The following is a 20237-nucleotide window of genomic DNA, read 5'->3' as shown; positions in this document are numbered from 1 at the left end:
GGCAGCATGTATCGCAAAAGCCGGACACCTCCCCCAAGGTGCCCGGCTTTTGACCAGTCATACGCGACAAACATGTTTTCCGAAACTCAGAACCGGACCTTGGTCGTGACCCCGAAGGACCGGCGCTCACCGAAAAACTCGCCATATGTGTTGCCGAAGGGAAGCAGCACCACGAAGGCGTTTGATACGTATTTCTTGTCGAAGGCGTTTCTGACCCAGATACTGACGTCAACATTCTCGACAGTGACACCGGCCCGTCCGTTGACAAGGAAGCGGCTGGGAATGACCCCGGTATTGCCGCTGTCTGCAAAGAAATCACTCTGCCAGGTCAGGTCTGTGCGGATGAAATAGTCTCCCGCATCGCCCAGCGGAGCATCCCATTGGGCACCGAAGGACACCTGTGTCGGCGCCTGCCGTTCGACTTCATTGCCGCCAATGTCACCATTGGAATTACAGACAATGTCATCACAGGGCGGGTCCGATGTCACGCCGGGATCGCGCGCATATCGCGCATCCACTGTACCGCTGCTATATTCGGCTTCGGTATGCGAGAATGTCGCATCGAAGCTGAGATTGTCGGTTGCCTGGAACCGTCCGGCCAGTTCAATACCATAGACGGTGGCATCGCCCAGATTCAGCGTGATATTGACGGCATTGGGATTGGGTGAATCCGGGTCCGGCGAGTTGATCTGGATGTCAGACCAGTCCGTGTAAAAGACCGAGGCATTCAGGGTGATACGGCCATCCGCCAGGGTATTTTTGGTTCCCAGTTCGTAGGTCCAGTTGAATTCCGGTCCAAACACCCGGTTCGCGGGATCAATGGCGGTGGCATTGAAACCCCCGGCCTTGGCACCGCGCGCAGCGGTCGCGAAAATCAGCGACTCGTCGGTCAGGTCATGCTCAACCGTGATCCGGGGCGTGAAGACCTTGAACGTATCGTTCAGCGTCAGCGTCCGGCGGTTGTCATCGGTCGTGACTTCGGTTTCGGAATAGCGGCCCTCGGCTCCAATGCGGGTCGCACCATCACCGGAAGTCCACTGGATTTCCCCGAAAATCGAGACAACTTCGGTCGTCGTCGTCGCGTCCTGCAGCGTGATGCCAAAAGGACCGGGCTGGAAAGCGCCGCCGACAGGCACCGGAGTTCCGGGCACGGTCACAATATTGTTTGCGTCCGTAATCACCGGCAGGCTGAGACTGTTGAACCGGAAATTGTCCACGCCGTCGGAGAGGAACCCGCCGATGGCGCCGCGAATGGGGCCGCCATTGTCGAACACGATTCGCAGTTCATGGGTATCATAATCAATGTCACCGATCGGCGCATTCTGGAAATTACAGAGCGCATCGAAGGTCGGTGGCCCTACCAGCGTTCCGCAATTGATCGGGTCCGGTTCACCACTGGTGGCGATATCCACATCTCCGTTCACATTGCCGAAGGTGTAGTCCACCGTCAGGCTGTCGGTGATCTCCAGATTGGCGTTGAACCGGAAAATTCCCGTTTCCGCCTGTGCGCCATATCCGCGCGGATCGTTTGTCGTTGTTTCCCCTGGAGCCGGCAGCTCGCCACAAATCAGCGGCAGGGTGGCTGGAGCGAAGAAAATGCTCCGTGCATTGCCGCAATTGCCGTCCCCTGTCTGTTCGGCGAGATAGTTGGACGCGCGGGCCTCGTTCTGAACATCAAAATAATTGTAGGAGGCTTCGATGGTAAAGCCAGGCGACAGCTCGGCAATGGCCGATACCGAAATCGACTGGTTTTCCCAGCCGCCGACATTCCCCTCCGTGCTCGGCCCGGGAATATCCGCATTGGCAAAGGGATGACTGTTTTCCCAGCTGCCATCATAGGTCGAATAGTCGTAGGACGCAGCAAGGGCGAAATTGTCAGAGACGGCAAAATTGATGAACGCCCCGATATCGCGGCGCTCGTCAATGCCGACTGTCGCTTCGATTTCACCGGAAATTTCTCCGTCCAGCACTGCTTTTTTCGGCAGATAATTTATGGCACCCGAAAAGGCATTGCGTCCATAACGGGCACTTTGCGGGCCCTTCACGACTTCAATACGCTGCAGATTGGCTGTGCCGAGATCTACCGCCCAGGAGCGCGGAATATATATGCCGTCATAAAATGCTGAAACATTCGACTCCAGTGCGGTCACCCGGGCCGTTGCCTGCCCACGAATGGTGGGCTGCGCAAATCCGCCGGAAAAATCCTCAAAGCTGAAGCCGGGTGTAAAGCGGGCCACATCATCCAGTTCCTGGATCGACTGCCGGGCGATATCCTCTTCGCTGAACGCGGTAATCGCGAGCGGAACGGATTGAATATTTTCTTCCCTGTTCCGCGCGGTTACAACGATAATGCCGCTATCGGCATCGTCGGCCGCCTCGGCTTCCTGCGCCATGACCTGCGACGGCAATCCGGCGGCCATCATGGTAGCCAGAGCCAACAGGCTGGTTTTCTCAAAACGTGTCTTCATCATACACTCCCTCGGATCCTGCAATGTAAGGATGAGGCATGTTATGTTGGTTTCCTGCCTCTGCTTCATTCATAAACCGAGTCGGGAGACCGGACGGATACTTGTGTAAAATGCCCGACTGTCGGATAATTATCCCAGCTGATTGGGGAAATGCCGTTGATGATTGTCCTTGTACCAGTCGGCAATTTCTTCGCGGCGGGGCCACCAGACACCGGTTTTCGACTGCGCATGGGCGATGAATTCGCGCAGGGCGCGAATGCGATGGGCCCTCCCCGAAACATGCGGATGCAATCCGATATTCATGATTCGGGCGGTTTTCTTTCCGTCCTCGTACAGGGCATCAAACTCCTCGATCAGCTGATCGCGAAACTGGTCGGTTGTAAGGCAGTGGCGCGTGACCATGGTGAAGTCATTGATGACATTGGAATAGGGAATGCCCACGACCGGGCCATGCTGGGTTCGAATCATGAAGGGCTGATCGTCATTCATGATGTCGCAGTAAAATTTAAAGCCCTGTTCGGCCAGAATCCCGGGCGTGTTCAATGTGCCGCGGAGCGAAGAGGAAAGCCATCCAACGGGACGTTTCCCGACATGTTTTTCGTACATGTCAATCGATCGTAAAATTACATCGCGTTCCGCTGCCTCATCATGCGCAAAGTTGGTCAGCAACTCTCCCTGCTCGAAATTGTGAGCGAGCAACTCCCATCCCCGATCCAGCGCGGCGGCCGTCATCTCGCTGCGTCGCTCAAATGTGACAGCATTGGTTGTGCAGCTGGCAGCTATGCCCATCTCGTCGAACAGATCAACGAGGCGCCAGATTCCGACACGCTGTCCATATTCTCGCCAGGTGAAATTGGGATAATCCGGCGTGTTACCGGGAAGAATATCCGGCAATATGGCCGGTCCACCCGCATAATAGGGCTTGTCCGTATCCTTGGTCAGATCCCAGGTTTCCAGGTTGAAAGTGAAGATGATCGCCAGACCTTCGCCTCCCGGCCACTGGATCGGATTGCGCTTTGGCAGCGGAACATAATCATATTCAAGCATGGATGTTTTCCTAAAAGTCTTCCATCAGCCGGCCAAAGCCGGGAACCTGGTCGGTGATGCCATTTTGCCGGAGTGCATTCCAGTAGGTTGCCGTGTTGATCGCAATAACAGGCTTGCCGAGATATAATTCGGCTGCGGCGGCGAGGCGAATCATCGACAGGTTTGTTCCGACCTGCACAATGGCATCGACATCATCCCCGTCCAGTTTTTGCAGTTCGTCACGTAACTCGCTGGTTGGCACCTGGGCAATCGCCGTCCAGCTGGGGCATCGCAAACAGGTATCGCGAACCACTTCAATGCCGTGATCCGACATGAAATGGGCGACATGCGCATTGGCACTCGGATAATAGGGCGAGAGGACAACAATCTTCTTGATCCCGCCATAGGCGCCAAAGGCTTCGATCAGTGACTGCGACCCGGTGCACAGCTTCAGTCCCGCCTCAGCCTCGATATTGGCCCGCCACTTTTCTGCACCCTCGGCCCCGCCGTAAAAGGTCACTGCCGACATGCCCATCACCAGATAATCGGGATTGCAGGTCAAAACACCGCGCACGGCATCCAGTGTGTTACGAGAAATTTCGAGCGTGCCTGCCATGAATGTTTCGTCAGAAATGGCCTGCGCATCTTCCACCACGATCCGGCTGTAATGGTTCGTCACGCCGCGCACCCGCAGATCATCGAAATCTGGCTGTACCACCGTGTTTGTGGACGGTCCCAGCACGCCGAACAATTTTCGATGACCCAGGGCATCCGGTGCGGGGCGTGGTTTCAGAGGCATCAGGCGACCTCTTTTTCCTGTTCCAGACTTTCGATCATGGACTGGCGGAGCAGGAAATTTCGGCGGGCGTCCGGATCGCCGTGCACGCGTTGCATTTCGGCCTTGCGCCGGCGATGCTCGCCGCTTTCCCCGTCTGACAGATATTCCATGTTGCGGATTGTCTGGGCCTGGATGAAATCGTGGGTGGTGGTTCGTCGCTGGCGTTCGAAGATACCGAGTGCTTCGTCGGCATCTGCCTTGTCATTATATATCCGTGCAAACTTGTCACAGAGATTGAACGCATCGTGGATGCCGCTGTTCATCCCGAACCCGCCAATCGGGTTATTGAGATGCGCCGCATCGCCAATGATGGCAACCCGGTCATGCATGAACCTTTTGGCGACCCGCTGATGCACGCGGTAGATTGTCCTGTGGGCCGTTTCGACAGCCTCGCCGTCACCGAGCAGCCGGTCAAATACGTCATTCTTCTTTTCATCAGCCAGCAATTCGGCGTCCGGCTGATCTTCTTTCGCCGGCACAAGCACCCGCCACAGGGAAGGCACCTTCAGCAAGACCATCCATTCTTCCGGGTCAGACACATAGTTGACGTGACAGAGATTTGGCAATTTCTGTTCCAGTGGCTCTTCAGTCGTGAAACAGAGAAACTTTTCGGGATAGGTGAAGCCGTCAAAGTCCGTATCCAGCCATTTGCGGATAATGCTGTTCGACCCGTCTGCGCCGATCAGATAGTCGGCGCGGATCTGGACTATTTCCTGGGGTGTTTCCGCATAGACATCCACGCCCGTCTGATCCTGATGAAAGCCAACGACCCGATGATCAAACCGGACTTCGGTCCCGGGCAGATCGCGAACACCCTCGGACAGCATGCGTGACAGATGATATTGCTCGCACTGGATGCGGTAGGGAAAACGCGTCTGGTCAGAGATTTCGGTCATGTCGAAATCGATGACCTCACCTGTTTTCCGCTCGCGGAAATGGTAGACAGGGGCTTTGAGGCCCCTGGCGATGAGCCGGTCGGTAATGTCGAACTGATCCAGCATTTCGAGGGTTGGCGGATGAAAAGTCGATGCCCTGAGATCGAGCGCACAATCTTGGCCAGACTCCAGCAAAATGACCCGGATACCCTTGCTGGCCAGATAATAGGCGGCCACGCTTCCGACGGGGCCGGCACCCGCAATGACTATCTGTGTGTTCAGATGCTGCATGTTGCTCTCCGACTTGGCAATCATCGATGCTCTAGGCAAGGTGATGACTGCAGGGCACCGTGTTCTGGCGCAGTCTCCACCCTGCGGTAACGCCATTGCCAAAACTATCCGTCGGGTGGATATTGAGACCGAGAAGCATCGGGAAAGTGAGCATCATGATTTATCAGGACAGCAAATACACGAAGGAATCATGATATGGCTTTGAACAAACGCCCGCTGAGAGAAGTGACACAGCAGGATATTGACGATTATGCCCGCGACGGGGCCGTCTGCCTCCGCAATGTGCTCGATCGTGACTGGATTGACCTGCTGGAGCCGATCGCTCGTGAGGTCATCATCAACAAAAAGGATGTCGGTTTGCTGCCGACAATCCCCGGACGCTATATGGCCCGCTGTATTGAGGAATACCGGCGTTTTGTCTTCGAATCGCCGATTGCCGAGGTCGCGGGACAGGTTATGCAGTCCAGGGAGATTCGATTCTTCTTTGACGAGTTTTTTGCCAAGCCGCCGCAATCGGATGCCAAGACTTTGTGGCATTGTGACCGGATGGGCTGGCCGGTAACCGGAACCATGGTCCCTTCGATCTGGATACCGCTGACGCCGATCGTGAAAGCCAATTGTCTGGAAGTCCTGGCGGGAACGCAGCATGATGATGTGCCCTACTGGCTGTTTTCTCCCAATGCGCGCAAGATGATCAAGCCCGATGACCGGGTGCCGCACCCGGAAATCGAAAGCAAGCGCGGGGATCCCGATCTGCGTTTCCTGAGCTGGGACATGGAGCCCGGCGATCTGCTGATCGTACACCCCTGGGTGCTGCATTATTCAGCAGGCAACCCCACCGATGACTGGCGCGTCGCGATTTCGGAACGGGTCTTCGGAGATGATATCCGCTGGGCACCGCGTCCCGACTGTGTCAATCTCGCGGGCGTCAGCTTCGACGAGATGCTGGATGGCGAAAAACCGGAAGGCAGCCACTTTCCGATGCTCTGGTCGGAAGATGGGCGGGCCGATGGCGATGCGGATTTCCCGCGCGGTTTCGCGACTCGCTGGCCGAAACAGGAGATGCAGGGCGTCAACGAGTACAAGGCGTTCAAGGAATTGAAAGTGAAGGAAGATGCCGGAGAGCTGTCCAGGAAAGACAGCGCACCGGTCAACTGAAGGACTGCATGAGCCAGGCTGCCGCCCTGCGCATACGGTTGCGCCAAAAACCCATTCTTGTCGCGCCCGGAATATATGATGCGTTCAGCGCCTGGCGGGCCGAGCAAGCCGGGTTCGAGGCGGTGTTTGTTTCCGGTTCATCACTCGCCGCGATGCATCTCGGGCGACCGGATATCGGACTGCTGACGGTTTCGGAAACCGCAGATATTGTTGCCCGCATCGCGGATCGGGTTTCGATTCCTCTTTTTGTCGATGCGGATCAGGGATTTGGCAATAGCTATACGGTTGCAAGATCTGTCAGACTGCTCGAGCGCGCCGGGGCTTCGGCGATCCAGATCGAGGATCAGCAGGAGGTCAAACCGGCCGATGCGCCCTTGTCCCGCCCGCTGATCCCGCAACAGGTGATGGTCGACAAGATTCGGTCCGCCCGGGACGCACTGACAGATGACCAGACCATCATCAGCGCGCGCAGCGATGCCATGTCGACCGAAGGCCTTGAAAGGGCGCTGGAGCGGGCGCAGGCCTATATGGATGCCGGAGCGGACATGATTTTTGTCGAGTCCCTGACGACCCGGGGGGAGATGAAACGGTTGACCGACTCCTTTGCCGGTCGGGTTCCGCTATTGCACAACCTGCTGCGGCCTGATGACGAGATCACGAGTGCCACCGAGGTGGAAGCGCTGGGATATAGTGTCGCCCTGTTCCCCGGTGTGGCCGTCGGAGCTGTCGGGACGGCACTGGCAGACAGCTTCGCGCAATTGAAACAGGACTCGGCCTTGCCAAAAGCGAAAGCGCTTGTTGATCCTGTCGGTGCCAAAGACTTTTTGATCAAGAGGAGTGAGCCATGATGAAACTGTTCTATTCCCCGTTTCACACTTTCATTCACAAGGTGCTGGTGACGGCACATGAATGTGGTCACTGGGATGATATCGATTTCATTCCGACCTTTCCGTTCAAGAATCTGGATGGAGAGGATCAAGGTGACGCCTACAGCATCGCGGCGCTGAACCCGCTGGACAAGGTCCCGACTTTGGCCACCGAAACCGGCCAGGTCATTTTCGGCAGCCAGGCGATCTGTGAATATCTGGATGCGAATACCAAAGCGCGGAACATGTATCCCGAACCGGGACCGAAACGCTGGGATGCCATCACCTGCCTGGCGCTCGGCGACACGATATTTGAAACGACCGTCCAGATGGTGGCCGAGCAGTGGCAGGAGCCGGAACAGTGGAACATGCGTGTCTTTGAATCGCTCTGGCCCAAATATATTCGCTCGCTCGACCGGCTGGACAAGCAGGCAGCTGGCTGGACCGATTTCGACATCGGTCACGCCTCCCTGCTGCACGCGATCAGCTATCTCGGGTTCCGTGCCGAATTTTATGAAGCGAAGGATCCGATCCATCCGGATTTCCGCTGGCGGGATGGCCGGCCGGCACTGTCGGACTGGTTTGACGCTGCTGTCGAGCGCCCTTCGGTAAAGGCCCATTATAATGTCGATTTCGCCGGCGATACCAGCGCCGAACGCTGCCAGCAGGCGGTGCGCGATATACTCGCATTGCAAAAGGAACAGCGCTGATGATCGACTTTTATTACTGGCCGACGCCAAATGGCCACAAGACCGCGATTGCGCTTGAGGAATTCGAACTGGAGTACCGGGTCCGGTCGATCAACATTCTCAAAGGCGAACAACATGTACCCGATTTTCTGGCGATCAGCCCAAATAACCGGGTCCCTGCGATTGTTGATACTGACGGTCCCGGAGGCACACCACATGCGGTATTCGAGTCTGGCGCAATTTTCCTTTATCTTGTTCAAAAGACAGGGAAATTCTGGCCTTCCGATCCGGTACAGCAATCGGTCGTGACGCAGTGGCTGTTCTTTCAGAACGCCAGTATCGGGCCGATGTTTGGCCAGTGTGGCTATTTCAATGGCTATGCCAAAGAGCGCGTGGAACATGGCATCGAGCGCTATTGCGGCGAAACGAAGCGGCTCTATGGCGTAATAGACAAACGGCTGGGTGAGGTCGAATTTCTGGCGGGCAGCGAATATTCGGTTGCCGACATGTCCACCTATCCGTGGATGACCCCGAAGCAACAGAATCTGCACGGCATCGATGTCACGGAATTTCCAAATGTCGAACGGTGGCTGGAGACTGTCGGTTCCCGGCCCGCGGTGCAACGCGGCGTCACAGTGATGGCTGAGGACATGAAGGTCGGCAATCCGACCGAAGAAAGTTTCGAAGCGATGTTCAACCAGCGATAGTTGCGATCAACTGTCCAGTCCGTCCAGAATCAGATTGACGATGACTGAATCGTCATAGTCCATGTTGATCTGACTGGTCCGCACTATGGTAAGGCCCGCCGATGGTACGACATAGACACGCTGACCGCCAAAACCATCAAAGAAAAGCACATCATCTGTACGATAAGGCGCTCCATGACTGACACTTAGCGGGTTCTGCCGGCTGTAACGCCGCTTTGCGACATGGGGAGAACCCAGCCAGACATGTAGTCCGTAATTGGGATTTGTGGCTGCAGGTTTGGCCATTTCCGTGATCCATTTCTGCGGAACGATCTGCCGGTTCCCCACCCTTCCCTGATTCCGGACCAGCTCTCCAATGCGCGCCCAGTTGCGAACCGTTGTAAACATACCCGAATAGTAGCGCGGTGAACCATCTTCCCGGTCAAACCAGATTTCGGCTTTGTCATTACCTGAGGGGCACCAGAGCTTCTTTTCCAGATATTCCGCATATCCGGCATGTCCCGCCTTCCTCAGTGCACGCTCCAATACGATACCGGCTACCTGGCTGTTCGCATTATTATAGCGGAATTCGCTGCCCGGGGCTTCGGCAAGCGGGTGTTCCAGCGCCACGGCATTGATGTCCGCAGCCAGCAATAGCTCCATGGATTTGGTGCCTGCATCCTGAAAACTGTACAGCTTGAGTCCGCTCTCCATCTGCAGCAGCTGGCGCAGCGTGATCCGGCCGCGCGGATCATTGCGCCACTCGCGGATATGGTCCCCTGTGGTTTCGTTGAGGGACCCGACAATGCCTTCCGACAAGGCAATTCCGTAAACCAGCGCAAATAGCGATTTGTGCATGGAATAACTGTCAGTCACTGTTTCTGCCGAGGCATCATCGATATATTGCTCAAGCAGGACCTTTCCGTCCTTCAGCACCATCAGGCCGATACCCTTTTGTGCTTCGGAATATTCCTGTGCCTTGGCAAGAGCCGCCGTTAGCTTCGGCCCGGGGCTGGAAGCGGGGTGTTCAAATTCTGCTGGCACACACTGGCTGCCGATCGCAACTTTCGGCTGAAATCGCTCAACGTCCCGCAGTGTCGCACCTTGCAGGGCCTGAGAAGCGGCTTTGATATCGCGGACGGGGACCGGGTCCGCTGTGGCAGAGACACAGCCTGCCGGCAGGAGGAGCAGTGATACGAGACCAGTCACAAGAGGCGATTTTTTCATGCCTTAGTCCTTGGTAAGGGTGACGCCCGTCGTCGGCGCGACCGGCGCGGCGGGTTTTTCCGGTTTCAGGTGGCTATCCAGAAACTGGATGGTGGTGGCGATCGCATGGTTGAATCGCTCGCCGATTTCCCGCCGGATGGATCCCGGCCGGCCGAAAATGCCATCGAAATAGTGGTTCACATCTTCCCCGACCCACAGCCATCGTTGCCCGGCCGGTGTGGCATTGTGGGAGACCTTGTGCAGTTCCCAGCTATCGATAAATCCGGGCAGGACATCCGCTGTGCCGGTGATGGTGAGGCTGGGCAGGTCAATATGCGACCAGCCCTCGGCATTGATCAGGTTGGCCATCGGCCCCGGCGGAGACCAGGCGACCAGGGCACCGGCCCCGGGAATCCTCCGGTTCGGTTGCGCTCCGTCCGCTTCTGTTGCTACCGCTCCGGCAGCCAGCTGCGCGATCAGCGCACCATAGCTGTGCCCCATCACCGCCAGCTTGTCTTCGCTGATCATGGTGTCGCGTCGGTCGAGAGCTTTTCGGACCGGCTCCGGAATCGAAGCGATCAGGGCGATTTCTGCATTGCGGGTGGCCCAGATCCTTTCGGGTGCGGGTTTGGGATCGAGCCTCAGGATTTCCGCGTCCAGATGGGTTGGTGCGATCACAACATAGCCTGCTTCGGCAATCGGGTTCAGCATGTGCCGGTAGCGATCGGGACTGGCAAAATTGCCGTGGGAAAACAGAACAGCCGGATAGGTGCCTTCAAAGTCCGGTGCAAAGATCGTCGCCTCGAACCGGTGTCCGTCGCCGGTCTCCAGACGAACCGGAATCTCTGTCACCGCGGGTCTGGAGGGTGGCGAATTGACGAGTTGCGCGAAAACGGGTGCGGGAAAAAGCGCGGATATAGCCCCGCAGGAAGCTCCCAGCAAAAGATGCCGCCGATCGATCACTCGGCTCCGGTCAGATCGCCGATTATCGTCTGGATGATCAGGCTGGTTTGGGCGTCAATCCGTTTCTGCACCGCCTCGTCCGGTTGATAGGTGTCGACCGCTTCGGCAATGTCGATGCCTTCTTCGGCCAGCACCTTTTCCAGGACCAGTTGCCGGTCGGTGAGGACACAAATCTCCCGGGTCAGGCTGATCACCGCCCGACCGAGATTGTCGATCTGTTCGGGGCGCAGCAATTCACCCTCGGGAAAATTGAAACTCCGGGGATTGTCACGATGAGGCCCGCTCATGCCGGTTTCCGTCCCTTGACCACATGCGGATAAATTCCGTCTGCGCTGACATCTTCAAACCCAACCTTTCGGGCAATCTCTGCAAGATCCAGGCTGGCTGTTTCCCGCCAGAAGGGCTCGCCGCCATATTTCGCGCCGCGATCCGCTTTCCACACGCCGAGCTTGTCGAGATCGGCATATCTTGTGGCATCGGACATGATCATGTCGCCGCCGGGTTCCAGCAGGCGAAAGGCTTCGGCGAAGACCTTCTCGACAACATCGGCGGGAATCTCGTGGATCAGGATATAAGAAGCGACCAGATCGAAGCTGGCATCATCAAACCCTGTGTCTTCCGCAGGACGCTGGTAGAGTTTCCAGTTCCAGCCATTGGCGTTGGCAGTCCGGAAGGCATGTTCAAGCATGCGGGCGGACAGCTCGACTCCGGTAATCTGTGCATCCGGGTAGGTATTGGCGAGGGCGGTTGTGAAATGGCCACTCGAGCACCCCATGTCCAATATGCGCTTGTAATTGTCGCGCGGTGCCATTTCGGCGACATTCTGCCGCTGCTGGAAAATCCCGCCAGGGAAGAAGCGCGCAACCATTTTCTTGTGAATGATCTCGCCATGGACATATCCCATATGCTCATGGCCGTCCCAACCGCCATCCGTCCGGTGAAAGTGGACGCCGTCCCAATAGTCGGGGAGCGGAAGGTCGGGGTCCAGTTCCAGCGATGCCGGACCATTTGAGGTTTTGTCCAGAACTGGCTGGAGCTCCGGCAGAATTTCTTCGAATGCCTCGGTTGAGATCCTGGTGTAGCTGCGGCTGTGCCAGTCACCCATCAGGCGATGGGTGGCAAAGGCTCTGGAATCAGCAAGCGCGGCATTGATCAAAGCATCCCGCTCATCGAGATCATCCGGGAGCTTGTCCGGGTCCATTTGGTCGCTGATCTCGCTGGTCACCTTTTGCGATACCGGCGCGGCGGCTACGCCCATTTGCGCAAGGAAATCCAGCGAGGCGCGTCCGCGTTGCCGAAGATTGGGGTCTTGGAGTTCCATGATTATCTATCCTGCTTGTTGGGGTTGGTGTTTTGCAGTTCTTCTTCGGTCAGTTTGTAGCCAGACAAAATCCAGACCGCAATCAGACCGAAGACTGCCGGAAGCCAGCTGACGGCCATCAACAGAGCGATGTCCACATTGCCGCCCTGAGGCACGTCAAATGGCAGTTTGTTGTTGAAGCCGGCAATTGACAGGGCGAATCCGACGATCAGCGGCCCGACGGCGCCGGTCAGCTTTTCGACAAAGCTGTATAGCGCGGTGAATGCGCCTTCACGGCGGACCCCGGTGCGATTGGCATCCGCATTGATGATGTCTGTCAGCATCGACATCGCCATCACCACATTACCGGTGAAGGCGATACCGACAAAGGCGGCGCGCAAAACGATTGACCAGAGCGGCTCGCCCTCGCTCGCCAGAGACCAGCTGAGTGCATAGAAAATATTGACACTGGCGGCGACATAATAGGCGTTTTTCTTGCCGAACCTCTTCGAGAATTTGACGAGGAGCGGGGCGAAGATGATTGTCGAGATCGTCACCGTCGTGCCAAAAATTGCGAGCACATTGAAATCGCGGCCCAAACTCTGAACAAAGAAATAGGCAAAGGCCGCACCGGATGTCTGCACACCGAGCAATTGCGCAAACTTCACACTGATCAAACGCAAGAAATGCCGATTGCTGCGGACGGCGTTGAATTCATCCACGACCTGGGCCGCATTGCTTTTGGTGCTTTTTTCACCGGCATGAGTGAAACGTGCAGAGCCGGTGGTGAAATAGGCGATGAGGGTGCTGATCAGGATGAGCAGGGCGCAGCCAAGGCCGACCATCGCATAGCTCGAAGGCTCGGTTTTTCCGAGCGCCTCCAGCACCACTTTCACCCCGGCGGTAGCGATGAAGGATCCCAGCGAAATGAAGACCATGCGATAGGCATGGATGGAAGACCGTTCGTGATAGCTGTCGGTCATCTCCGCCGGCATCGACATATAGGGGATATTGTAGATGGTGTAGGCGATCGCGTAAAAACTGAGCACGATGAAGATGTAGAAGGCCGTCATATACTGGTTTTCGAATGACGGTGCGGTGAAGATCAGCGCAAAACTGATTGCCCCTGTAATCGACCCCCAAAGCAGGAAAGGCCGGCGTCGGCCCTTGGGAGACTCAAACCGGTCGCTCCAGACTCCGACAATCGGGTCGGTAACGACATCGACCAGCTTCGCAAGAAAGATCACCAGTCCGGCCAGCCAGGGTTCGATCTGCAATATGCTGGCGGTGAACAGCAGGATGAGGCCGGATATCCCGTTCATCAGCAGAGCAACGCCAAATGCTCCCGTCGCCCAGCCCAGTTTCAGGCCGGTCGGCAATTGTTCGGTTTTCGCGGCGCCGCCAGATTCGGCCAGACTTGCCATGCTATTCCCCGCTTGCTTGTGGCTTGGGCATGGCCTCGCCGGGCATGCGCTCTATGGAGCCGATAATCTTGTTGGGAATATAGCTGTTGTCCCAGGGCTTGTCTTTCGCCGGACGGTCTCCTGTTCGCACAATGACCAGTCCCTGGGACGGAACAATGTAGACCACCTGACTGCCATTGCCGTCGAAAAGGAACAGATCCCGGTCAGCATAAGGTTCGCTGTGGAGGGTTTTGCCGGCGTCCATCGATGGGTGCAGCGGACCGCGTCCCCTGATATAATTCCCGGCAATCCATACACCGAGGCCGGCATGCGGATTTTCTGCGGTAGATGTCCGCATTTTTGTGACATAGCCTTCCGGTAACAGCCGCTGGCCTTTCCAGATGCCGTCATTGAGCAACAATATGCCGAGCCGCGCCCAGGTCTGGGCCGGCAGCTGGATACAGCAACCGGCATGGGCCATGCCTCCCGGCCGGTTGACCCAGACAGTCCCGCCTTGTGCACCCAGCGGGATCAGCAGCGCATCGCTGACATAGTCATGATAGCGCTGACCGGTTGCCCGTTCGATGAGTGGAGCCACCAGTTCGGAATTGGCGTTGGCATATTCGTATCGGCTGCCCGGATCGTTCACCAGGGGATATTCGTTTATGATCACTTCATCATGCCGCGGGTGCAGATAGGCGCGGTTGAGCACGTTTTCCGGTCCGCTTCCAAAACCCTGCGGCAGCAATCCGCTGCGCATGTCGAGCAGATGGCGCACCAGAATGCGGGATTTCCCGGGATCGCCTTTCCACTCGGTAATGAAATCGGCCACCGGTTGATCGAGCGACCGGATATGACCCTCCAGAATGGCCCGGCCGATGATGATGGCGGTCAGCGGCTTGGCCAGAGATTTGGAATTGACGAGATAATCCCGATCCGCCCCGCCAAAATAACTCTCTTTCACCAGCGCCCCGTCATGCCATACGAGAAAGGCAGAGCTTTTGCGTTCGGCAGCGAAACGTTGGGCATCTGCCAGGGCCTGCCGAGCGATGCGCGGTTCCGCTTCCGGCAGAGGCTGGTAACGCTCGGCGCCGCGAACCGGCTCGAGCGGATCATAGGCGGGCAATCCCCCGCCCTCAATGGCCGCGTTGCGCTGCAGCTCGAACCGTTTCAGATACAGCGCCTCCTCCGCCGCGGAGAAGGATGGCGAGGGAACAGCCGGTGTGTCCGGGGTGGCGCAACCGCCCACCGCCAGTGCCAGCGGCAGGAGCATGCCAGATATTCTAGTCCAGAAGGTCAACAGTCGTCCCCTTGTTCTGAGTTTCGGCCATCTGCCAGATAGCATGAGCAGCGGCGAGATCCTGTGAAGCGACGCCGAGCGACTTGTACATCGTAATCTCGTCATTGCTTTCGCGGCCGGGTGCTTTGCCGCCTGCAACGTCGCCAATCTCGCCAATAATATGTTCTTCGGTCACCACTCCGCGTTCAATTGCACCCAGCAATTCTCCCGCCGCCGCCATCGCAGCTTCGCGGTAGTCAACATAGAAACGCGATCGGGAAACAGCTTCGTCGTCGACTTCGGCGGCGGCAGGAATGGCCGCGCCGACCAGATTCACATGCTGACCCGGTTGCAGGTCCTCGCCACGCAGCACCGGATCACGCGCAGAAGTGGTGGTGCAGATGATATCTGCCTCGGCCACTGCTTCTGCTGGTGTGTTGGCAACATTGACGGTGACTCCCGTTTTCCGACCAATTTTTTCGGCAAACATGCCCGCTCTCGCGGGATCACGGCCCCAGACTGTGACATGATCAATATTCCGGACGGCCCGCATGGCGTGCACATGTCGATCGGCCTGCTCGCCATTGCCGATCATCGCCAGCCGCCTGGCATCCCTCCTTGCCAGCAGGTCGGTGGCGAGCGCACTGGTGGCCGAGGTCCGGATCGCGGTCAGGGAGCTGCCTTCAATCATTGCCAGCGGGACACCCTTGACGCTGTCGAACAGCATGACCATGCCGACATGGGTGCCGAGCGGATCACCATGCGGGCGGTCATATTTGCAGACCAGCTTGATCCCGAAACAGGCTGGATCTCCTAGGGTTCCCGGCATGATCGCGAGTTTGCCCGGCGCATCGGGAATCGGCATGAACTGCCGGATCGGCAAGGTCACGTCACCGGCCGAAGTAGCCAGCATGGCCTGTCGCATGACCGGTACACACCGGGCCACCGGGAGCAGCTGTTCAACCTCTGTTCGGGGGATGATCCGCATCAGCCGGAATTCCGAGGTGGCAGAAAACGCATCTTGTCCATCACCTCCTGGACATTGTCGGGGCGATCAAATGGGTTGGGCATGGGATCGCCGGGAGTTCGCTCCCGCCCAATAGCGTTGAACCAGTCCTCCAGCCCCGGCGGAAAAAACACCCAGAACATCCTGAGATCGGTATCGCCGGTATTTTTGATCCAGTGCGTGCAATTGCGCGCGAACAGGATCGTCGTACCGGGCCCGAATTCGGTAACTTCGCCGTCAATATCAACCTGACCATTGCCTTCATAGACAAAGACCAGTTCATGGTTTTGCTTGTGGCCGTGCTCGCGCACCATGCAACCCGGCGGCATCATCTGAATGCCGCTCGAGAAGGTGTCATAGGGCATGTTGTCAGGCGTGAGATTGACATTGACATAGCCGCGGGACGGCATGGGCTGCCAGAGCGATTGCCCATCGTCCGGCCCGATGATGACCGACTTGCCTTTGGTAATGTCGCTGGCCATTCAGTCCTCCTCTTTGGTCAAAAATTCCAGGACGCGCTTGTTATAGGCTTCGGTGGAAGCCAACGGGCTGAAATGTCCGCCGCGGTCCAGCAAATGGGTTTGTGCGCCATCAATCAGCCGCCCCATTTCCTCGGTGAATCCGGGCGGGGTAATCTGGTCATCGTTTGCCCCGATGCACAGGGTTGGCACCCTGATATCATGCAGCCGGCTGCGCAGGTCATGCGTATATACCGCGTTGATCCGGGACAGTTCGACTTCAAGCCCCGGAAAGGCCGCGAGACGCTCCTCCATGAAGGCTCGTGCCGAGGTCATTTGCGGTTGCAGGACCGAGCTCGGCATGGCGAGATAGGTGCCCATGGTCAGATAAGCGAGCGGCCCGCAACTGATCAATATTTCCCGCCGCGTACGGAATAGCTGGGTCAGATATTCATCCGGCCCGGCCCAGCTGCAGGACAGCACAAGCTTTGAAAGGCGTTCGGGCTGGTCCAGTGCAATATGCTGGCCAATCGCTCCGCCAGTTGAGTGCCCGACCAGTCCAGCCTGCCCGATGTCCATGGCATCCAACAGGGCAAGCACATCCCGGGCCATATGCTCCGCTCCATAGACCACCTTGTCCGGCGTGCTGTTTCCGCACCCGCGATGATCGAATGTAATGACCCGGAAATGGGCGGCAAAATCCTGGATCTGATTGGTCCAGAACGCTCCGCGACCGCCAAGTCCGGCGACCAGCAACAGGTTGGGGCCGCTGCCGGTCAATTCGACATGAATCTCGGCATCACCGACATCCACCATCCGGGTTTCGGTCGGCAGGGTCATAGGGTGGTGAATACCGACTTCGTGTTCAGGTAGAGCTCCAGGCCTTCACGGCCGTTTTCGCGGCCGATGCCTGACTGCTTGTACCCGCCCAGAGGCACATCCCAATCAGCTCCCATGGCGGTGTTGATACCCAATATTCCGGCCTTGATCTTCCGTGCCATCCGGTGCCCGGTTGAAATATCCTGCGTCCAGACCGCCCCGGCAAGGCCATATTCCGTGTCATTGGCGAGGGCGAGCGCCTCTTCCTCGGTCTTGAAACTCTGGGTCACCAGAACAGGTCCGAAAATCTCTTCCTTCACAACTGTCATCTCGTTGTTGGTCTGGTCGATGATGGTCGGCTCAAGAAAATACCCTTCCTCTCCATGGCGTACACCGCCAGCTGCGATTTCGGCGCCTTCCTTTTGCCCGGCTTCGATATAGCTGGTCACCCGCTCAAACTGTTTGGCGGACACCAGTGGCCCCATCATGCTTTCTTCATCGAGGCCAGGCGCGATCTTCATCGATTTGCCCACTTCGGCAATGCCTTTGATGACCTCATCCTTGACATCCTCATGCACGTAGAGGCGAGACGGTGCGGTACAGGTCTGGCCGCTGTTGAAGAATATGCCCATCGCGGAAGCCGGAATGGCCTTTTCCAGATCGGCATCAGCCATGATGATGTTGGGAGACTTGCCGCCCAGTTCGAGGCTGACTTTTTTCAGGCCCTCGGCTGCCGCATGTGCAATGACTTTGCCGGTGGCCGTCGATCCGGTGAAGGCAATCTTGTCGATCCCCGGATGGTTGATCAGCGCGGAACCAACGGTGTGGCCATAGCCCGTGACGATGTTCAGGACCCCTTCCGGCAATCCTGCCTCCAGCATCAGTTCGCCGAGCCGCAGCGCAGACAGGGACGTGTCCTCGGCGGGCTTCAATATGGCAGTGCAGCCGGCGGCGAGCGCCGGACCCAGCTTCATCGCTGCCATCACCAGCGGATAGTTCCACGGAACGATCAGCGCGACGACTCCGACCGGCTCCTTGATCGTATAGACATGATGGTCACCAGGCATGTTGATGTTATGCGTGCTGCCGTGGATCTTGTCGGCCCAGCCTGCATAATAGCGGATGGCGCCGATGGAAGCGAAGACATCACCGCGCGCAAAATTGATCGGCTTGCCGTTGTCCAGTGTTTCCAGCTGCGCCAGTTCCTCGGCGTGAGCCTCCATCTTGTCGGCAATCTGGTAAATCAGCCGCGACCGTTCGCCGGGTTTCATTTCGGGCCAGGGACCCGATTCAAATGCCTGGCGGGCCGCAGCTACCGCTTTTTCGACATCCGCATTGCTGGCATCGCCAATCCCCGAAATCCGTTGTCCGTCCGCCGGATTAATGACATCGATCAGTGCGGCGCTGCCGGCATCCTGCCATTGACTGCCGATCAGCAGTTTCTTGTCCTTTGCGATGAAAGACTGTGTTTCCGGGGCGAGATTGATCAAGGCCATCAGGGCGACTCCAGTTCGATTTTTTGTACCATGTAACGATAGGGTTTGAGTGCGAAAAGCACGAGAACAAGACCAGCTACCATCGCAAGAGGTGGCGCCAGTGCCAGAGATTTGTTGATGGCGTCAGCAGACCCGAACATGTTGTCGGTCAGCCAGGCGACCAGCAAGGGACCGGCCGAATATCCGAGCAAATTGGCAATCAGCAGATAGACGGCAATCACCTGCGCCCGCATGCGGTTGGGGGTTATCAGCGGGAAGGTGGACACGCCGGCACCAAACGGCACGGTTCCGAAGAATAGCACCAGAGCGAGCAATGCCAGCGCGACCCATGGCGATGAAACCAGAGGGAAGGCAATGGCGAAGGGCAGCGCGCAGATAACAGCGATCAAGGGCAATCGCAAAGTCGCGTCCTTGCTTCCCGCAGACAGCATACGCTCGGCAGCGAAGCCTCCGGCGATCACGCCTGCGACGCCTCCGAACATGACAACCGGTCCAAAAAATTGTCCGACTTCAAGCTGAGTCCAGGCGTGCATGCGAATGAAATAGCTGGGTGCCCAGGCACCGATCCCGAATTGTGCCGCAGCAAAACAGGAGAAGCCGAAAAAAAGTGGCAGGAAAACCCTGGCATTCTGACGAATAAAGCTCAGGATCTCGAGGGCCGGTGGTGCGTCGTCCTTTGCCAGAACGACATTGCCTTCCTTGCGGACCGGCTCGCGTATCAGAAGCAGGCACAAAAAGACCGGCAGGCTGAGTAACGAGACCGCAAAAAAGGTCATCTGCCACGGCTGGAACGTTCCGAACGGCAGAACGGTCGGACCCATTTCTGCCAGCCGGGTATAAAGATAGCCACCGACCACCAGAGCCAGTCCCGATCCCAGGAAACCGGTCCCGGTAAATACGCTGATCGCGGCCGGGAGCTTTTCTTTCGGGAAATAGTCGCTGAGCATCGAAAATCCGGCGGGCGACAGGGTGGCTTCGCCGACGCCCACCAGCATTCGGGCGAAGAAAAGAAAAACAAATCCCATGGCCAGTCCGCTGCCGAAGGTCGCTGCTGACCAGATGATAAGGCCGCCCAATATGACCCATTTGCGATTGTGGCGATCCGCCAGCCAGGCAAGCGGGATCGCCATGACCGCGTACAGCAACGCAAATGAAAAGCCCTGAAGCAGGCTGATCTGCACATCGCTCAACCCGAGATCTGCCTTGATCGGATCTACCAGCAGATTGATAATCTGCCGGTCGATATAGCTTACGATCCCCGCAAAAGAGAGCGCGGCCACCACCAGCCAGGCACGCAAGGGTGACCAGGGCTCTTCCGGCACGGCGGCAGGGGGTGCCGACGATGGCAAATCCATGGGTGGTGAAATCGAGCTCATTTGGGTCAAGCTTATGATTCCATTGCCGGGAGTA

Annotated in this window: 19 protein-coding genes; 4 read left to right on the top strand and 15 right to left on the bottom strand. The window is 57.4% G+C overall.

Translation table 11 applies throughout. From position 1 onward, the window contains the following. Nucleotides 1–86: 86 nt before the first annotated feature. From BUQ90_RS06805 to BUQ90_RS06790, 4 genes are all read right to left on the bottom strand, one after another. Complete coding sequence (locus BUQ90_RS06805; protein ID WP_074204277.1) at nt 87–2468, bottom strand: TonB-dependent receptor; 2382 nt, start codon at nt 2466–2468, stop codon at nt 87–89. A gap of 129 nt (nt 2469–2597) precedes the next feature. Further along, nucleotides 2598–3515, bottom strand: coding sequence for a polysaccharide deacetylase family protein (locus BUQ90_RS06800; protein WP_074204276.1), 918 nt, complete (start codon nt 3513–3515; stop codon nt 2598–2600). Nucleotides 3516–3525: 10 nt separating this feature from the next. Then, nucleotides 3526–4293, bottom strand: a complete 768-nt coding sequence (locus BUQ90_RS06795; protein WP_074204275.1) for a maleate cis-trans isomerase family protein — start codon at nt 4291–4293, stop codon at nt 3526–3528. Next, nucleotides 4293–5498, bottom strand: a complete 1206-nt coding sequence (locus BUQ90_RS06790) for an FAD-dependent oxidoreductase (RefSeq protein WP_074204274.1) — start codon at nt 5496–5498, stop codon at nt 4293–4295. The genes BUQ90_RS06795 and BUQ90_RS06790 overlap by 1 nt, the downstream gene beginning before the upstream one ends. A 195-nt stretch (nt 5499–5693) precedes the next feature. Between BUQ90_RS06790 and BUQ90_RS06780 the strand changes: the two genes are divergently transcribed. The 4 genes from BUQ90_RS06780 to BUQ90_RS06765 are packed head-to-tail and all read left to right on the top strand — an operon-like array spanning nt 5694 to nt 8918. Further along, nucleotides 5694–6656 carry a phytanoyl-CoA dioxygenase family protein gene (locus BUQ90_RS06780; protein ID WP_074204272.1) on the top strand — a complete coding sequence of 321 codons (963 nt, stop codon included), beginning with the start codon at nt 5694–5696 and terminating at the stop codon, nt 6654–6656. Nucleotides 6657–6664: 8 nt separating this feature from the next. After that, nucleotides 6665–7504 carry an isocitrate lyase/PEP mutase family protein gene (locus BUQ90_RS06775; protein WP_074204271.1) on the top strand — a complete coding sequence of 280 codons (840 nt, stop codon included), beginning with the start codon at nt 6665–6667 and terminating at the stop codon, nt 7502–7504. After that, on the top strand, nt 7501–8232 hold the full coding sequence (locus BUQ90_RS06770; RefSeq protein ID WP_204244746.1) for a glutathione S-transferase family protein: 732 nt from the start codon (nt 7501–7503) through the stop codon (nt 8230–8232). The genes BUQ90_RS06775 and BUQ90_RS06770 overlap by 4 nt, the downstream gene beginning before the upstream one ends. Then, nucleotides 8232–8918 carry a glutathione S-transferase family protein gene (locus BUQ90_RS06765; RefSeq protein WP_074204270.1) on the top strand — a complete coding sequence of 229 codons (687 nt, stop codon included), beginning with the start codon at nt 8232–8234 and terminating at the stop codon, nt 8916–8918. Before BUQ90_RS06770 ends, BUQ90_RS06765 begins: the two co-directional genes overlap by 1 nt. Nucleotides 8919–8924: 6 nt before the next feature. On the opposite strand, the gene BUQ90_RS06760 is transcribed toward BUQ90_RS06765, so the two are convergent. The 11 genes from BUQ90_RS06760 to BUQ90_RS06710 form a co-directional block, all read right to left on the bottom strand. Beyond that, nucleotides 8925–10124 carry a serine hydrolase domain-containing protein gene (locus BUQ90_RS06760; RefSeq protein WP_074204269.1) on the bottom strand — a complete coding sequence of 400 codons (1200 nt, stop codon included), beginning with the start codon at nt 10122–10124 and terminating at the stop codon, nt 8925–8927. A 3-nt stretch (nt 10125–10127) separates the two neighbouring features. Continuing rightward, nucleotides 10128–10955, bottom strand: a complete 828-nt coding sequence (locus tag BUQ90_RS06755; RefSeq protein WP_159437044.1) for an alpha/beta hydrolase family protein — start codon at nt 10953–10955, stop codon at nt 10128–10130. 107 nt (nt 10956–11062) lie between these two features. Next, nucleotides 11063–11353 (bottom strand): hypothetical protein, encoded by a 291-nt coding sequence (locus tag BUQ90_RS06750; RefSeq protein WP_074204267.1) that lies wholly within the window; start codon nt 11351–11353, stop codon nt 11063–11065. After that, nucleotides 11350–12387 carry a class I SAM-dependent methyltransferase gene (locus BUQ90_RS06745; RefSeq protein WP_074204266.1) on the bottom strand — a complete coding sequence of 346 codons (1038 nt, stop codon included), beginning with the start codon at nt 12385–12387 and terminating at the stop codon, nt 11350–11352. Before BUQ90_RS06745 ends, BUQ90_RS06750 begins: the two co-directional genes overlap by 4 nt. A gap of 2 nt (nt 12388–12389) precedes the next feature. Beyond that, nucleotides 12390–13790 carry an MFS transporter gene (locus tag BUQ90_RS06740; protein ID WP_074204265.1) on the bottom strand — a complete coding sequence of 467 codons (1401 nt, stop codon included), beginning with the start codon at nt 13788–13790 and terminating at the stop codon, nt 12390–12392. A 1-nt stretch (nt 13791) separates the two neighbouring features. Beyond that, complete coding sequence (locus tag BUQ90_RS06735; RefSeq protein WP_159437043.1) at nt 13792–15069, bottom strand: serine hydrolase domain-containing protein; 1278 nt, start codon at nt 15067–15069, stop codon at nt 13792–13794. Beyond that, on the bottom strand, nt 15053–16036 hold the full coding sequence (locus BUQ90_RS06730; RefSeq protein WP_074204263.1) for an ornithine cyclodeaminase family protein: 984 nt from the start codon (nt 16034–16036) through the stop codon (nt 15053–15055). The genes BUQ90_RS06735 and BUQ90_RS06730 overlap by 17 nt, the downstream gene beginning before the upstream one ends. Continuing rightward, complete coding sequence (locus BUQ90_RS06725; protein ID WP_074204262.1) at nt 16036–16536, bottom strand: cupin domain-containing protein; 501 nt, start codon at nt 16534–16536, stop codon at nt 16036–16038. Before BUQ90_RS06725 ends, BUQ90_RS06730 begins: the two co-directional genes overlap by 1 nt. After that, nucleotides 16537–17352: an alpha/beta fold hydrolase gene (locus BUQ90_RS06720; RefSeq protein WP_074204261.1), complete on the bottom strand. Its 816-nt coding sequence runs from the start codon at nt 17350–17352 to the stop codon at nt 16537–16539. It lies immediately after the preceding gene. After that, nucleotides 17349–18827 (bottom strand): aldehyde dehydrogenase family protein, encoded by a 1479-nt coding sequence (locus BUQ90_RS06715; protein ID WP_074204260.1) that lies wholly within the window; start codon nt 18825–18827, stop codon nt 17349–17351. The genes BUQ90_RS06720 and BUQ90_RS06715 overlap by 4 nt, the downstream gene beginning before the upstream one ends. After that, entirely contained in the window at nt 18827–20203 is a 1377-nt protein-coding gene (locus tag BUQ90_RS06710) for an MFS transporter (protein ID WP_084192529.1), read from the bottom strand. Before BUQ90_RS06710 ends, BUQ90_RS06715 begins: the two co-directional genes overlap by 1 nt. Nucleotides 20204–20237 lie beyond the last annotated feature (34 nt).

The organism is Parasphingorhabdus marina DSM 22363 (assembly GCF_900128895.1).
Lineage (GTDB): Bacteria > Pseudomonadota > Alphaproteobacteria > Sphingomonadales > Sphingomonadaceae > Parasphingorhabdus > Parasphingorhabdus marina.
The sequence above is the reverse complement of the archived record's forward strand: the minus strand, read 5'-3'. Positions and strand labels throughout refer to the sequence as shown.

What these genes read in the sequence shown, in the direction of transcription:
- BUQ90_RS06805 (WP_074204277.1), bottom strand. Translation starts at nt 2,468, where the DNA reads ATGAAGACACGTTTTGAGAAAACCAGCCTGTTGGCTCTGGCTACCATG.
- BUQ90_RS06800 (WP_074204276.1), bottom strand. Translation starts at nt 3,515, where the DNA reads ATGCTTGAATATGATTATGTTCCGCTGCCAAAGCGCAATCCGATCCAG.
- BUQ90_RS06795 (WP_074204275.1), bottom strand. Translation starts at nt 4,293, where the DNA reads ATGCCTCTGAAACCACGCCCCGCACCGGATGCCCTGGGTCATCGAAAA.
- BUQ90_RS06790 (WP_074204274.1), bottom strand. Translation starts at nt 5,498, where the DNA reads ATGCAGCATCTGAACACACAGATAGTCATTGCGGGTGCCGGCCCCGTC.
- BUQ90_RS06780 (WP_074204272.1), top strand. Translation starts at nt 5,694, where the DNA reads ATGGCTTTGAACAAACGCCCGCTGAGAGAAGTGACACAGCAGGATATT.
- BUQ90_RS06775 (WP_074204271.1), top strand. Translation starts at nt 6,665, where the DNA reads ATGAGCCAGGCTGCCGCCCTGCGCATACGGTTGCGCCAAAAACCCATT.
- BUQ90_RS06770 (WP_204244746.1), top strand. Translation starts at nt 7,501, where the DNA reads ATGATGAAACTGTTCTATTCCCCGTTTCACACTTTCATTCACAAGGTG.
- BUQ90_RS06765 (WP_074204270.1), top strand. Translation starts at nt 8,232, where the DNA reads ATGATCGACTTTTATTACTGGCCGACGCCAAATGGCCACAAGACCGCG.
- BUQ90_RS06760 (WP_074204269.1), bottom strand. Translation starts at nt 10,124, where the DNA reads ATGAAAAAATCGCCTCTTGTGACTGGTCTCGTATCACTGCTCCTCCTG.
- BUQ90_RS06750 (WP_074204267.1), bottom strand. Translation starts at nt 11,353, where the DNA reads ATGAGCGGGCCTCATCGTGACAATCCCCGGAGTTTCAATTTTCCCGAG.
- BUQ90_RS06745 (WP_074204266.1), bottom strand. Translation starts at nt 12,387, where the DNA reads ATGGAACTCCAAGACCCCAATCTTCGGCAACGCGGACGCGCCTCGCTG.
- BUQ90_RS06740 (WP_074204265.1), bottom strand. Translation starts at nt 13,790, where the DNA reads ATGGCAAGTCTGGCCGAATCTGGCGGCGCCGCGAAAACCGAACAATTG.
- BUQ90_RS06730 (WP_074204263.1), bottom strand. Translation starts at nt 16,036, where the DNA reads ATGCGGATCATCCCCCGAACAGAGGTTGAACAGCTGCTCCCGGTGGCC.
- BUQ90_RS06725 (WP_074204262.1), bottom strand. Translation starts at nt 16,536, where the DNA reads ATGGCCAGCGACATTACCAAAGGCAAGTCGGTCATCATCGGGCCGGAC.
- BUQ90_RS06720 (WP_074204261.1), bottom strand. Translation starts at nt 17,352, where the DNA reads ATGACCCTGCCGACCGAAACCCGGATGGTGGATGTCGGTGATGCCGAG.
- BUQ90_RS06715 (WP_074204260.1), bottom strand. Translation starts at nt 18,827, where the DNA reads ATGGCCTTGATCAATCTCGCCCCGGAAACACAGTCTTTCATCGCAAAG.
- BUQ90_RS06710 (WP_084192529.1), bottom strand. Translation starts at nt 20,203, where the DNA reads ATGAGCTCGATTTCACCACCCATGGATTTGCCATCGTCGGCACCCCCT.